This window comes from Bacillus sp. sid0103 (genome assembly GCF_019219025.1).
In genome coordinates this window covers 91,750-106,734 of sequence record NZ_JAHUWN010000007.1, presented here as the reverse complement: position 1 = coordinate 106,734, position 14,985 = coordinate 91,750, and the positions used below count along the sequence as shown (strand labels likewise).

Sequence of the window (14,985 nt, the reverse complement as noted above, 5' to 3'; positions counted from 1 at the left end):
CTTTTCTTAAGTAAACCTCTATCTAATATCAAAAATGGGTCGTTCATATTAACTCATATAAAAATTGGGGATGGACTATGAGAAAAAAAGTGTTAATTATTTGTGAAACCCTTAGTGGGGGCGTTCGCAAACATATTATCAATATTTTGCAATATCTTTCACCGGAAAAATTTGAAATTGCCATTGCTTATGGAGAAAATCGGACCGATGAAATATTTTTGGATTTTGCCCATAAAAATATAGAAAGATTTACGTTCTATCCCATTTCTGCTTTTGTAAGGGAAGTTAAGGTTTTTCAGGATTTAAAAGCAATCATGCAATTAAATAGTATTATTAAAGATTTCCAGCCTGAAATCATCCACTGCCATAGTTCAAAAGCAGGTGGCGCCGGCAGGCTGGCTGCCCTCTTTTATAAATCCAGGAAAATTATTTATACTCCACACGGCTATATCATGCAGTATCCATACATTAATAAACAAAAAAAACGAGTATTTGGCTTAATTGAAAAATATCTGGGCAAAATCACGGATTATACGATTAACGTATCAAAAGGGGAGCAGGCTATTGGGCTTCACTATAATGTTTTTTGTTCGCATAAAAGCGAGGTTATTTATAATGGAGTTGAGGAGAAAGAGCTTGGAGGGCGTCTAATTACTAAGGGAAATAGAAAAATAGTTGTTGGTACTTTGGCAAGGTTTGACCAGTCGAAGGATCCAAAAACCTTTCTTGAAATAGCCATATTGATTGTGGGACTACATCCTAATGTTGAGGTTTGGTATGCAGGAGACGGAGATTATTTTAAAGAGGAATTTTTGGAAGCAATAAAGGAAATTCCTCAAATCAAGTATTGCGGGTTTCTTAGTTCCATAGATCCATTCTTAAGTGAAATTGATATTTATTTATCAACTTCGCTGCACGAGGCTTTGCCCTATTCCATTATTGAGGCTATGGCAATGAAAAAGCCGATTGTCGCGTCCAATGTCGAAGGGAATAATGAGCTCGTTATTCATAGGTATAACGGATATCTCTATACTCCAGGCGATGTGTCTCAAGCAGCAGCTTATCTTTACAAACTAATAAATGATAAATCTGAGATTGATAGGTTTCAAAAAAATAGTTATCAACTATTTAAAGAAAAGTTTCATATCCAGAATATGATCAATAGGCTGGAAGAAGTTTATGAAAAATAAGGACTTATTGGACAAGGCAGCTACTCGGGGCAAATAACAAAAATTAAAGGAACGTCCAAATAACGGAGTTGAAATAATGTATCAGATGAAAAATTATTTTTCCAAAACCATGCTCATTGCGCTGCTGTCTTTGCTGTTAGGATGTATGGCTGTGTATCTGACAGTCTTTATTCATATACCAAATAATACTATTTATCCAGTGATTCTATTTGCTTTCATTGGAGCTGCAGGCTTTGTTGTTTTGTTTCTTTTAAAATGGGAGAAATTATTATTTCTGTTTGCGTTAAGTGTTGGTTTTCAACTCAATGATCCATCTCCATATGAAATTATGTTTTGCCTAATGATTCTTTTATTTTTAGTAAAGAGGATTCCTTTTAATAGGGAAATGTTGAACAACTTTCTCTTACTTATGCTTTTTTTATTTGTTTTGTTTGGGACGTTCTCCATATTCTTTTCAATTAATATCCATAAGGCCGCAGCATGGCATTTAATTACGGTCTATTTAGTGCTCAGTGCTTTCTCTCTTGTATTAATTATCAAAAATGATAAACAGCTTGTTTATTTTCTGAAAGGATATGTAGTGGGCGCCGTTGTGAATAGTATGCTGGGAGTGATTGGTTACCTGGCTGGCAAAAGCCAGGGCCGAGGCAACCGTCTCGAAGGTTTTTTTCAGGATCCCAATATCTTTAGTCCTTTTGTAGTCATTGCCATTTTGTTAGTAATCGAGGACAGTGTAGCTCCAAACTTATTTAAGTCTAAAATATTTAAATTTCTTTCTATTGTCTTAATGGTCGGTGCTCTTGTATTGGCGATGTCGCGTGCAGGATGGATTAACTTTGCCATTGCCTTGGCCCTGTATGCTGGAGTTAAAATCTTAAAAAGACAGCTTAGGCTAGGTTTTGTCATCAAGTTTCTTCTGGTACCATTTTCGGTTTTGTTATCCATCCCTTTTATATTCCCTGGTTTAAATTTCATGAACCAGTTAAAGGATCGAACAACACTTCAATCCTATGATAATGACAGGTTTGGCGCTAATTATTTCACTTTGAAAGTTGCAGAAAATCATCCTTTCGGAATTGGGCCAGGAGAAATTACGTCCATCTATTATATGGATACTCATAATACCTATTTAAGGTTATTTGCGGAATACGGCTGGTTTTCCGGTATTTTTCTGATACTGTTTTTCTTATTTCTTACTGGCGTTTTACTGAAACGAAGTCTTTCTCACGATAGAAGGGATTTTAATCTTTATTTAGTCCTTTTATGCTCATTAGTGGGGACGCTGGTTAACATTATCGTTGTTGATGCTCTTCACTGGAGACATTTTTGGGTTTTAATTGCACTTTGTTATTATCTCATATTTTTTAAAAAGGAACCTGCTACTGCTTTAAAAGGGGAAATCCAATGAGAAAAATATGGGGAAATCGATTAGTCGGAAACATAATTTCCTTGATCGTGCTGCAGGGAAGCAATTACCTGTTTCCTTTAATTACATTTCCGTACTTAATAAGAACGTTAGGTGTGGGAAATTACGGAGTACTGTTATTTTGCGTTGGCATGATGCAATTTTTAACTATTTTTATAGACTATGGTTTTAATATTTCGGGAACAAAGGATATTTCGATTCATAAGCACAGGATGGATAAGGTAAATGATATTTACAACATGATTCTAACAATTAAAATGATCCTCGTCTTAATAGTGGGGATTGTCTACTTCAGTCTTGTTATAACGGTGCCTTTTTTCAGTGAACACAGAACGGCCTTTCTTTTAAGCTTTCTTATTATCATTGGCAACACTCTATTTCCTCTTTGGCTGTACCAAGGTCTGGAAAGAATGAAGTACATTACTTATTTCAATATAATTGTGAAAGCATTCGTGACCCTGTTAATTTTTATTTTTATAAAAAATACTAACGACCTAAACCTTGCAGTGATTTTTCAAACCTTTTATTTCATCCTACCTGCCATCATTTCTATTCTTTTCGTAAAGATAAAATTGAAGATAAATTATAAGGCAGTCCGCGATATCAAAAAAATAAAAGATGAACTTAACCGTGGAAAACATATCTTTATGACAACCCTATGGATTAACTTTTATAGCCAGGGTCCAATAATTCTTTTAGGATTTATATCCGGAAGCCGTGCTACAGGAATTTATGGGATGGGGGAAAAAGTCCAAGGAGCTTTTTATGGTTTAACGCAGCCCTTTACCCAAGCGCTATATCCGTATTTATGCGATTTGTATGAAAATAAGAGGGGACAATTCTACTTATATAAAAGGAAGCTGTTAGGGATAGGGTTATTGTTCTCCACTATAATCGGTATCACCTTATTTGTATTCTCAACCCCAATCGCAGCGATCGTTTCTGGTAAAAAGGACTCCGCTATTATCTCACTGATCGAGGTGTTTGCTATTGTTGTATTCTTATCGACTGCCAATACCTTAATGGCAAGAATCATGCATGCGGTTAATTTATCACATGTTTTAAATAAAGGTTATTCTGTGGCAGCTATTGTTTTTGTTGTTTTTTCCATCCCTCTCACGATTTTGTTTCAGGAATTTGGTATGGTATGGGCTGTTATCATCGCGGAGATTTCTATATTTGTTTTTAATATTCGCAATGTAATTAGTATTAAGCCCGCCGAGATACTGCATCCCGCTTCTGAGAACAAGGTGGTGTCTGATGGCTAAAAAGAAAGGTGAATATAGGAAAAAGATGAATAAGATATAGAGCATTATATGAAGGAGTTGTCTTCCAATGAAAAGTGATAAGCATGGTACTTTCATTATTTCCCTAGATTTTGAGCTGTTTTGGGGTGTTCACGATGTATATAAAAAAGAGCAGTATGAACAAAATATCCGTGGAGCACATAATGTTGTTTTGTCCTTGTTGGATATGTTTACGCAATATCAAATTCATGCCACATGGGCGATTGTTGGAATGATTTATTGTAAAAACATAGAAGAATTAGCAAGTTTCGTTCCCGTCCAAAAACCAGCCTACTATAATAAAAAACTATCCTCCTACCATTACTTTGAAAACAATCCAATAGATGAAAAAGACAAGGATCTATTTTTTGCTCCTTATTTAATTAAGCGTATTGCCGCAACACCAGACCAAGAGATAGCTACGCATACCTTTTCCCATTACTACTGCTTGGAAGAGGGGCAAACAATAGAGCAGTTTTCAGCCGACCTTCATCTTGCTCAGCAAATTAGCCTGCAGCAAGGCAGGGAAATAAAGTCGATTGTTTTTCCCCGCAATCAAATCAATGTAAATTATATAAAAGAGTGCAAACGACTAGGAATAAGAGCTTATCGTGGGAATGAGGATAGATGGGTGTACCGCCTGCAATCTACGGAGAAAAAAAGGTATATGAAACGGGCCTTACGTCTTTTAGATAGATATATAAATATATTCGGCCACCAGACTTTTGAGTTGCCACAGCAATCCTCTGATGATCTGCCACTTAATATTCCATCAAGCAGGTATTTAGCTAGATGCTCGGATAGATTAAAGTGGCTTGAAGGCATGCGATTGAAACGAATTCTAAGCGATATGACCTGCGCAGCCCAACAGGGCAAGTCTTATCACCTATGGTGGCATCCACATGATTTTGGCAGGAATACATGTGAAAATCTGGCGTTCCTGGAGAAGATATTGGAGCATTTTTTACATTTGCAAAAAACATATGGATTCAGGAGCAGGAATATGAATGAGTTGGCCTTGGAAATAACTCATGAAAAGGAAGAGAGAAATGAATATAAGATGGAAGAAACTGTTTTTTAATATAAATGAGATATACGGAAAAGTGGAAGATTCGGTGGAACTGCAGAAAACAGACGTCCATGTGTTTTTTCAACAGCCAGGGATAATCGAGGCGGCAAAGTGGAATACGCTGCATAAAGAAACTCGAACACTGTTTATTGAACTGCATAAGACAGAAGAACAATTACGAACTGAACTTAATAAATCAACTCGCTATCAAATTAACAAAGCTGAAAGAGATGGTTTAACTATACGAGTCATTACAAACCCCAATGCTATTGATTTAGAGGACTTTAAACTCTTTTTTAACGCCTATGCTAAAGAAAAAGGAATAGAATTATTCCAGGAAGAGCGCATAAACGGAATAGCAGGTAATGGAAAACTCTTTATTACCTATGTTTATCATAAGAATGGGGATAAACTGGCAGGACATTTATATATTGCAGATGGTAAGCGTGCTGGTATGTTTTACTCCGGCTCCGTAAGGTTAACTAATACCGAAGTACCAAAAAATGATGTGGGCCGTGCCAATCGGTATCTACATTGGCATGATATTCTATTTTTTAAAAAGGAAAACTATCAATTATATGACTTTTATGGAATATCATTGGATGAAAACAATAAGGATCAGCAAAATATTAATCAATTTAAAAGAAGCTTTGGAGGAAAAGAAGTGACAGAGTATCGAAGCTTTATTCCGCAAACGCTGAAAGGAAATCTATTTGTCTTCCTATTAAAAATAAAGTGGCGCAACCAAGTAGAACTGATAAAAGGTAAGATGGTACAAACGAACAGATAAGGGCCTAGAAAGGGTCCTTTTTCTATTGTTATAATATTGGTAAAGTTATATATTAGTGATGCACATAATACAACCTCCGGGTCCTTTTATTGGAAGATGCTTTCACAGAAATAAAAAGATTAAAATAAATTTAGGTAAAATGGGCTCAGTCTATTATGACTGAGCCTTTTCGTAATTATTTGTTTTCGAACTTCTTAATAGGTGCAAATAAATAATTTACTAGTTATGTGCGTTTATTTTTTTGTTGCTTTTTGATTTCGGTCTTTTTTTTGTTAGAGTTTTTAGCATTTCTGTATTGTGAAGGAGATAGATTCGTTACTCGTTTAAAGGATTGTGCAAAGAATGACTGGGAAGAAAAGCCGATAATGGTTGAGATATCTGAAATTGGGTAGTTGGTGGTTTCTAACAAAATTTTACTTTCCCTAATGCGGGTTTGTATTAGATATTCAATCGGTGAAACACCGACGGATTTCTTAAAGGAATGGGAAAGATAGTATTTATTGATATGACCAGCCTCTGCTAACGTATCCAGATTGATCTCTTCGCGAAAAAACTGCTTAATGTAATTTTTGATAAAAGCCACATCTTTACTGATCTTTTTAGTAGAGGTCTTCTCCAAGTTAAAAGCTTTTTTTCTCATCATTTTAAGCAACAAAATTTCTAATATATTTTGTATGATCAATTCAAAATCTTCCTTTTGGTTTTCCACTTCCTCCACTAATTGCTGGAGGTATAAGAGATAGACCTTTTCCTCTTGTTTAAAATTTAAAAAAGTGACTTGTAAACCCGGATCATCTGGAGACGAAAAGGCGAGCCCTTGGATACCCAGTGCAATGTATTCGAGCGGATGATCGACACCAGACTTTTCCGTGTGTTCAATATTCGGATTGATAACAATTACATCATGCTCTTTAACAGGAACTTCTTGATTGGAAAAGATAAAAGTCCCTTTGCCTTTGGTAATATACAATAATTCTGTAAAATGATGTGTATGGTTGGTACTATGCCAATCTTTGTCATATTTTGATTTTGTTACATAGAGAAGTTTTACTGGAAGATGGCCTCGTTGCGATTGCGGAACCTCATAAATCTCATTTGACAAATGATTCCCTCCTTCATCTGCAATCTGATACCTGAATTATAGGATTTTTAGTGAATTATTACAATGAAAACAAGATATCTAAAAAACTGGACAAGATGTTTGTTGTGAAAGCGTTTTTTTATTTCGTATACTTTACCTATAAAGTGAAAATAAAGAGGAGGGTCAAAATGAAGATGAAAAAGAAGTTTTTGTTGTCAGGAATGACAGCGTGGTTATCCCTTAGTTTAATAGCCTGTCAGAATAGCGAAACTACAAATGGTGATGACTCTAAGGATGGTAAAGATTCGGGTAATAAACAAACCCTTCAAGTGGCGGCGCTTGAATCTGCTTATGGGAAAGATATGTGGACTAAAGTGATCGATGCTTATGAGGATGCCAATCAAAATGTCAACGTGGAGTTGACGGTAGATAAAAATCTCGAGGATGCGATTAGTCCGAATATGAAAGCCGGAAACTATCCGGATGTAGTGTTATTGGGAACCGGGAGGAAATTGGCCTTAACAGAAACATTGATTAAGGATAAGGCATTAGAAGATATTACTGATGTTTTTGATAAGAAGGTTTTTGGTGAAGATGCCAAAGTTAAGGATAAGCTAGTACCAGGTTTTACTGATACACTTGCCACTAGTCCTTATAACGACGGCAAAACGTATATGGCACCGATGTTTTATAGTCCAACAGGATTATTCTATAATGCCGCCTTGTTAAAAGAAAAAGGCTGGGAAGTACCAAAGACCTGGGATGAGATGTGGGCGTTGGGCGATAAAGCGAAAGCAGAAGGAATCTCTTTGTTCACGTATCCTACGACCGGTTACTTTGATGCATTCTTCTATTCTTTATTATTAGAAGTTGGCGGTCCGGAATTCTACAATAAAGCGATGAAATACGAAGATGGCATTTGGGAATCTCCTGAAGCAACGAAAGCATTTGAAATTGTCGGTAAATTAGCGAAATACACTGAGCCAACAACAGTTGCCAATGCAAATGACAAAGATTACACGAAAAACCAACAATTGATTCTCGATAATAAAGCACTGTTCATGCCAAATGGTACGTGGGTCGTTGGTGAAATGAAAGATGCCCCAAGAGCTGATGGCTTTGTATGGGGAATGACAGCGTTGCCGGCTATTGAAAATGGCGGTGACCGTTACGCATTTACGTTCTTCGAACAAATGTGGGTACCTGCTCAAGCTAAAAATAAAGATGCAGCGAAAGACTTCTTAACTTTTGTGTATTCAGATAAAGCAGCAGCTATTTTTGCAGAAGCTGGTGCGATTCAACCAATCGAAGGTATCTCTGAAAAGCTGACTGGTGACAATAAACTCTTCTATAGTATCTATGATTCCGGAGCAAAAGCTGGTATGGGTGGATTTGCTGCAACAGAAGCTGTTGAGGGAGTCAGCATGGCAGATACATTATTCAGATCCATCGACAGCATTGTTTCAGGTGATAAAAAAGTGAAAGATTGGCAAAAATCCGTTGAAAAAGTGAGTGACCAATTACGGTCGGCAATAAAATAAAATAAAATAAACTAGTAGTTTTATAGTTCACTAATATAACGGTGAGTAACTCTTCTCACCGTTATATTTATTAGTAGAGGTGATAGCAATGAATAAAACGATAGAAAAAAGGATTTTTATCTTTGTTTGTACGGTACCCGCACTGATTTTGCTAACCATTTTTATGATTATTCCTACAATTCAGGTATTCAGGATGTCCTTATATAAGTGGGGCGGATTTTCTAATAATAAGGTATTTGTCGGGCTCGATAATTTCAAAATTTTATGGAATGATATGAACTTCTTTCGATCACTTCAAAACAGTATTGTATTGATTGTTATCGTTACACTCATCACCATGGTGCTGGCAATCTTGTTTGCCACTTTGTTAACGAGAGAAAAGATGAAAGGCAACAGCTTGTTCCGGATTATTTTCTATATCCCTAATATCTTATCCGTAGTGGTCATTGCTGGGATTTTTTCTGCGGTTTATGATCCAAACACAGGTTTGTTGAATAATCTACTTGCTTTATTTAACCTTGAGAACCTTCAAAAAATGTGGCTAGGTGATCAAAAAATAGCCATCTTCAGTATTGGCGGCGCGCTCGTTTGGCAAGCGGTTGGCTATTATATGGTCATGTATATGTCCAGTATGGCGAGTATCCCGGAAAGCTTTTATGAAGCATCTGCTTTGGAAGGGGCAGGACAAATCAGACAATTTTTCAGTATTACCTTGCCGTTGATTTGGAATAACATTCGGACCACGTTAACCTTCTTCATTATTAGTACGATTAATTTAAGTTTTCTTCTTGTCCAAGCGATGACTGGCGGCGGGCCTGACGGATCGACGGAAGTATTTTTAAGCTATATGTATAAGCAGGCTTACACCAATTCTTCGTATGGTTACGGTATGGCAATTGGAGTGGTCATCTTCATATTCTCATTCGCATTATCGGCTATTGTCAGCCGCGTCACAAAACGGGACGTGCTGGAGTATTAGGGGGTCCATGAATAATGAAAAAACACAAAGGCATGAGTGCAGAAAAAGTTTATCGTATATTTATCTTTGTCACACTGATCACATTAGCAATTTCAATTATTATCCCGGTTGCATGGGTTTTCTTAGCTTCACTAAAGCAAAACAAAGAATTTTATGGAAGTCCGTGGGCCATGCCAAAAGGTTTCTATTTTCAAAACTTCATAGATGCATTTGAAAAGGCCAACATGGGCACGTATATGTTAAATTCGGTCATGGTGACTGCCTTGGCGCTTCTTATCTTATTAGTTGTTGCTTTACCAGCAGCGTATGTATTGGCCAGATACACCTTTAGAGGCAGTCAATTTATAAATACCTTGTTTAAAGCAGGCTTATTTATCAACGTGAACTACATTGTCGTTCCGATTTTCTTGATGTTATTGGATGGGGATACCTTTTTACGAGGACAATTTGGGGATGGAGTCCTACTAGACAATTTATTTATTTTAGCTGTAGTTTATGCAGCGACCGCTTTGCCATTTACCATTTACTTGTTGTCTAGTTATTTCCAATCGCTGCCGTCTACGTATGAGGAAGCTGCGTTGGTCGATGGGGCCGGATATTTCAAAACGATGATTTCGATTATGATTCCAATGGCCCGGCCCAGTATCATAGCCGTCATCTTATTCAACTTCCTGGCATTTTGGAATGAATACATTATTGCGTTGACATTGATTCCAGGTCCAAATAAGACCTTGCCTGTTGGGTTAATGAACTTAATGGCAGCTCAAAAATCTGCTGCTAATTACGGCCAAATGTATGCGGGAATGGTTCTCGTCATGCTGCCGACCTTGATTTTATATATCATTGTTCAAAAGAAATTGACACAAGGGATGACCCTTGGCGGATTAAAAGATTAGGAGGATTTATATGGAAAAGAGAAAAGGTCGCGTTACCTTGCCAAGTGAGGAAAACTTTCTAAAGGAAACACAAGAATTGATGGAACGATGGGGCGCGGATGCCATTCGAGATAGTGATGGAACGAAACTGGATGAGACAATAAAGCAATTGGATGCGAAAATTTATACGACCTATTTTGTTGCCCGCGGCAATAATGAGTTCGCGGAGAATCACATGGATGAATGCCAACAGCTTTATTTAATGAGCTTGTTCAACACTGCACTTACGGACGAACTGGAAATTGATTTTATGAAGGGCTATTTTGAGGAACAAGTGAGACCTGATTACCTCCATGATCCGAAGAAATACTGGGAGGTCATCGACCGGACAACCGGTGAAGTGGTTGATGTTAATGAGTGGGACGTAAACGAAGCGGCAAATCGGGTCTACATTACGAAGGCGATTCCTTGGCACGAATACACGGTATCCTTCTTAGTTTATGCCATTTGGGATCCAACACAAATGTACAATCATATCACCAACGACTGGGGCGATAAGCCACATGACATTCCTTTTGATGTCAGGCAGCCACACTCGAATGAATTTATGAATACCTATTTAAAACAATGGCTGATAGAAAATCCGGACACGGATGTCGTGCGATTCACAACGTTTTTCTACCATTTTACCCTTGTGTTCAATAATCTAGGCAAAGAAAAATTTGTCGATTGGTTTGGTTATGGTGCGAGTGTTTCAGTGGCTGCGATGGATGCCTTTGAACAAGAAAAAGGCTACTGTTTAAGACCGGAAGACATCGTTGACCAAGGCTATTACAATACTTCCTTTCGAATTCCCACGCCAGCCTTTTTAGATTATATGGATTTTGTGCAAAAGTTTGTCGCCGAAGAAGCGAAGAAGCTCGTGGACATTGTTCATGAAAGCGGGAAAGAAGCGATGATGTTCCTTGGCGATAACTGGATTGGTACGGAACCGTATGGAAAATACTTTGAAAATATCGGATTAGATGCAGTGGTCGGCAGTGTCGGCGGCGGAGCCACATTACGTATGATTGCCGATATCCCGCATGTCCGTTATACAGAAGGACGATTCTTACCTTATTTCTTCCCGGACACGTTTTATGAAGGGAACAACCCTGTGATTGAAGCCAATGAAAACTGGATAACGGCCCGAAGAGCGTTATTAAGGAATCCTGTTGATCGGATTGGTTACGGCGGTTATTTGAGCTTGGCCTATCAATTTCCGGATTTTGTTTCCTATATTGAAAAAGTGACCGAGGAATTCCGTGAAATCTACGACACGATCAAAGGCATTACACCTTATAGCGGTCTTAAAGTTGCGATTTTGAATTCTTGGGGCAAGCTGAGAACTTGGCAGACACATATGGTTGCCCATGCCTTATGGTATAAACAAATTTATTCTTATTTAGGCATATTAGAATCCATGAGCGGCGCTGCCGTGGATGTTTCCTTCATTAGCTTTGATGATGTCATCAATGATGGGGTGCCTGAGGATGTTGATGTCATTATTAATGCCGGAGACGCTGGAACCGCTTTTTCCGGGGGAGCTCATTGGACAAATGAAAAGTTAGTCACGACAATCAGAGCCTGGATTTATAACGGCGGGGGCTTCATAGGAATTGGCGAACCGACAGCCTGCCACCATGAAGGCCATTATTTCCAATTGGCGAATGTCTTAGGTGTTGACAAAGAACTAGGATTCAGTTTGTCCACAGATAAATATTTTGTCACTCCTGTCGAAATGCATTTTATTTCTGCTGACAGCACCCAGTTTGATTTTGGTGAAGGAATGAAAAATATTTATGCATTGTCAGAGGACACGGAAATTATTGAGTATTCAAATGGAGAAGTTCACCTTTCCAGTCATCCATTTGGTGAAGGCAGGGCCGTCTATATCGCGGGGCTCCCATACAGTGAGGAAAACACAAGGATGTTGATGCGGGCGTTATACTATGCGGCCCATAAAGAGGAGGAATTCCATAAATGGCATGCCAGCAACATCCATTGTGAAGTCCATGCCTACCCATCTATTCGAAAAATGGCGATTGTCAACAATTCGATGAAGGAGCAAACAACGGTTGTCTTTGACGGAGAAGGCAACAGTAAAGTAGTGACGTTGGCACCTAGTGAAATCCGGTGGGAGGAATTCCTAAATGAAAGCTAATATTATAGTCGTTATTAAAATTGTTGTGTTTATCATTTGTCTAGCTTTGATTATCAACGACCAAAAGACAGCCGGTAAACTCGAACTGGGCATCATGTTAATCGGATTAGCCGGTCTTTTAGGACTTCTTTATGATTACAATCGAAAATACATTTAAAAAAAGTAAAACTTTATTGAGCTGGTTTAAACGCTCGATAAAGTTTTACTTTTTTAGCGAGGAAGATTTTCTTAAGAAAATTAAAAATAATCCAAATTTCTATATACCTGTTGGGTTGACACTACAAGAGTGGGTGATATAATTTTTTAAAAGAATGTTAGTATGCTTGAAAGGGTGGCTTATTATAATGGAACCACTGCAGTATGAAAGTCTAATTCCACTTTATCATCAATTAATGGAAAGGCTTAAGGATTCTATTGAAAAGGGACTTTGGACACATGGTGATAAAATCCCATCTGAAAATCAATTGATGGATCAATTCGGTGTGAGCCGTAACACCGCTAAAAAGGCAATTGAGGAGCTAGTTCAAGAAGGGATCCTTTACCGAATTCAAGGAAAAGGTACCTTTGTGGCTAAACCAAAATTGCAGCAGTCATTGATGGGGTTTTACAGTTTTAGCAAAGTATTAAAAGAAAAGGGAATGAACCCCAAAGATATCATTCTAAAAATAGAGGAAGCTAAACCAACTACAAAAATCCGGGAAGCGTTGCAGCTTGGGGAAGACGAGAAGGTCATTGAAATGAAACGCCTTCGTTGTGCCAACAATGAACCTTATATTTTGGAATCGTCTTTTATTCCGAAAAACTTGATTTCAAATATAGAACAGCTTAAAAAGGTTGGCGAAGTATCCTTATATGATTTATTTACACAAGAATTTAATATCGTGGTAACTAGAGCTAAAGAGGCGTTTGAACCAGTCCTCATTCGTTCTGAGGAAAGTAAATATTTACAAACGGAAGAAGGTCTTCCGGCACTGTTGCTTGAACGAACAGCCTATGATGTTAATGGTGTTCCTGTTGAATTTTGTAGATCCATTGTCCGAGGCGATCGTTGCCGCTTTTATACGGAACTAACGTAAAGGCTGAAATTACTAAAAGTTTCATTGAGTTCAATAGAATTCTGAGAAATCTAATAAATTAATTTAAGTTGATGGGTTGACAGGTTAACTAGGGAAAGAGTATATTCTTATTAGTTGAAATTTTCAGTTAAGACTAACTGGAAGAATCTTTTTTGAAAAAGACCTGCACTTTCAACCTATTAACTTCTCAATTTATTGGACATATTCTTTTAGAAAACAACGCCTCTTTTACAGGACATAATAAAAATTTACAAGATATTTTCGAAATAGGATAAAAATTTGTTATCCTATTTATGCAAGTACTTAACACATAATTAAGAGGTGTTTTATTAGTGGCAAGATTAAAGGATATTGCGGAATATGTAGGCGTTTCGATCTCTACTGTTTCGAGAGTCATTCAAAATGATCAGACTCGAAATGTTAACCAGGAAACAAAAGCGAAAATTTGGGAGGCTGTTAAGGAGTTAGGCTATGTACCAAATCAGCATGCTCGAAATTTAGTTACCAAGAAGGAAAAGAAGAGTAACATAAGAACAATGAAAATTGGCTGGGTTGCCAATCCAAGACAAGCGGAAATTAACCCATACTTTGCCAAAATTTATACAGGTATTTACGATACACTAACAGCTAATGATTACACCCTTATCAGTATTACCAAGGATGAGCTTGAAAACGAGGCGCTGCTTCTTAATACGATTCATGACTTAGGGATTGAAGGACTTCTGCTGATCGATAGGATTGATGACAGCCTGATTGACTACATACAGCAAACGATCCCGTTGGTCGGATTGGACTTTTTCTATACAGATAAGAATATGGCTGTTGTCGATTACAACCGCGTGGCTGCTATTAAAATGGTGGTACAGCATTTAGTCAGCCAAGGACATCGGGAAATCGGGTTTATTGGCGGCGGAGTTAATGAAAATTTTGAAGATTTGTTTGCTGAATATCGTTTTAAAGGGTATCAATCTGCCATGAAAGAAGCGGGACTTGCTGTCCGGCCTGATTGGGTCATCAATACGAAGTGGAAAATGGAAAATAGCTACGAGGAAATGAACCAGCTAATTAAAAGGGATTCTGCTCATTTGCCAACAGCTATGGTTTGTGCCAGTGATATGATGGCCATCGCTGCCATGAGAGCCGTCATAGAAAATAATCTTAGAATTCCAGAGGACATCGCTTTCTTTGGTGTGGATAATATTGAAATGGGAAAATATTCAACACCACAGCTATCAACGGTAGAAATCCCTAAATATGAAATGGGAAGAATGGCGGCTAAAACCATTATGGAAATGGCAGAAGAGAAAATTAAACTGCCAATCAAGCTTATTTTACCATTTGAATTAGTCCTTCGTGAATCAACTAATATAAAGCGAACCTAAATGGTTCTTTTTTAAACATCACTTGGAAAACGTTTGGATTAATACAGGAAAACGATATGCAAAAATGCAGTGAATGAATGAGAGGAG

General features: G+C 37.6%; 13 protein-coding genes. 12 read left to right on the top strand and 1 reads right to left on the bottom strand.

The window, feature by feature from the left end:
- The first annotated feature begins 77 nt into the window (after positions 1-77).
- The 5 genes from KW850_RS09935 to KW850_RS09915 all read left to right on the top strand — a co-directional run bounded on the left by KW850_RS09935 (position 78) and on the right by KW850_RS09915 (position 5,761).
- On the top strand, positions 78-1,190 hold the full coding sequence (locus tag KW850_RS09935) for a glycosyltransferase (protein WP_218347406.1): 1,113 nt from the start codon (positions 78-80) through the stop codon (positions 1,188-1,190).
- 76 nt (positions 1,191-1,266) lie between these two features.
- Positions 1,267-2,598: an O-antigen ligase family protein gene (locus KW850_RS09930; RefSeq protein ID WP_218347405.1), complete on the top strand. Its 1,332-nt coding sequence runs from the start codon at positions 1,267-1,269 to the stop codon at positions 2,596-2,598.
- Entirely contained in the window at positions 2,595-3,884 is a 1,290-nt protein-coding gene (locus KW850_RS09925; protein WP_218347404.1) for a flippase, read from the top strand. The genes KW850_RS09930 and KW850_RS09925 overlap by 4 nt, the downstream gene beginning before the upstream one ends.
- A gap of 67 nt (positions 3,885-3,951) precedes the next feature.
- Positions 3,952-4,983 (top strand): polysaccharide deacetylase family protein, encoded by a 1,032-nt coding sequence (locus KW850_RS09920; protein WP_218347403.1) that lies wholly within the window; start codon positions 3,952-3,954, stop codon positions 4,981-4,983.
- The gene (locus KW850_RS09915) at positions 4,952-5,761 is read left to right on the top strand and encodes a peptidoglycan bridge formation glycyltransferase FemA/FemB family protein (RefSeq protein WP_218347402.1); all 810 of its coding nucleotides are present in this window, start codon (positions 4,952-4,954) and stop codon (positions 5,759-5,761) included. Before KW850_RS09920 ends, KW850_RS09915 begins: the two co-directional genes overlap by 32 nt.
- 223 nt (positions 5,762-5,984) lie before the next feature.
- Here the strand turns inward: KW850_RS09915 and KW850_RS09910 are convergent, their stop codons facing one another.
- Positions 5,985-6,863, bottom strand: a complete 879-nt coding sequence (locus KW850_RS09910; protein ID WP_218347401.1) for an AraC family transcriptional regulator — start codon at positions 6,861-6,863, stop codon at positions 5,985-5,987.
- A gap of 173 nt (positions 6,864-7,036) precedes the next feature.
- Here KW850_RS09910 and KW850_RS09905 point away from each other — a divergent pair, with 173 nt between their 5' ends.
- From KW850_RS09905 to KW850_RS09875, 7 genes are all read left to right on the top strand, one after another.
- Positions 7,037-8,383: a carbohydrate ABC transporter substrate-binding protein gene (locus KW850_RS09905; protein WP_218347509.1), complete on the top strand. Its 1,347-nt coding sequence runs from the start codon at positions 7,037-7,039 to the stop codon at positions 8,381-8,383.
- 88 nt (positions 8,384-8,471) lie between these two features.
- The gene (locus tag KW850_RS09900) at positions 8,472-9,362 is read left to right on the top strand and encodes a carbohydrate ABC transporter permease (RefSeq protein WP_218347400.1); all 891 of its coding nucleotides are present in this window, start codon (positions 8,472-8,474) and stop codon (positions 9,360-9,362) included.
- A 14-nt stretch (positions 9,363-9,376) separates the two neighbouring features.
- Positions 9,377-10,258, top strand: coding sequence for a carbohydrate ABC transporter permease (locus KW850_RS09895; protein ID WP_256358177.1), 882 nt, complete (start codon positions 9,377-9,379; stop codon positions 10,256-10,258).
- A 10-nt stretch (positions 10,259-10,268) separates the two neighbouring features.
- The gene (gnpA, locus tag KW850_RS09890) at positions 10,269-12,440 is read left to right on the top strand and encodes a 1,3-beta-galactosyl-N-acetylhexosamine phosphorylase (RefSeq protein WP_218347399.1); all 2,172 of its coding nucleotides are present in this window, start codon (positions 10,269-10,271) and stop codon (positions 12,438-12,440) included.
- Positions 12,430-12,597: a DUF6903 family protein gene (locus tag KW850_RS09885; protein ID WP_218347398.1), complete on the top strand. Its 168-nt coding sequence runs from the start codon at positions 12,430-12,432 to the stop codon at positions 12,595-12,597. Before gnpA ends, KW850_RS09885 begins: the two co-directional genes overlap by 11 nt.
- Positions 12,598-12,784: 187 nt before the next feature.
- Positions 12,785-13,516: a GntR family transcriptional regulator gene (locus KW850_RS33885; RefSeq protein WP_218347397.1), complete on the top strand. Its 732-nt coding sequence runs from the start codon at positions 12,785-12,787 to the stop codon at positions 13,514-13,516.
- Positions 13,517-13,848: 332 nt separating this feature from the next.
- The gene (locus KW850_RS09875) at positions 13,849-14,898 is read left to right on the top strand and encodes a LacI family DNA-binding transcriptional regulator (protein WP_218347396.1); all 1,050 of its coding nucleotides are present in this window, start codon (positions 13,849-13,851) and stop codon (positions 14,896-14,898) included.
- The last annotated feature ends 87 nt before the right edge of the window (positions 14,899-14,985 follow it).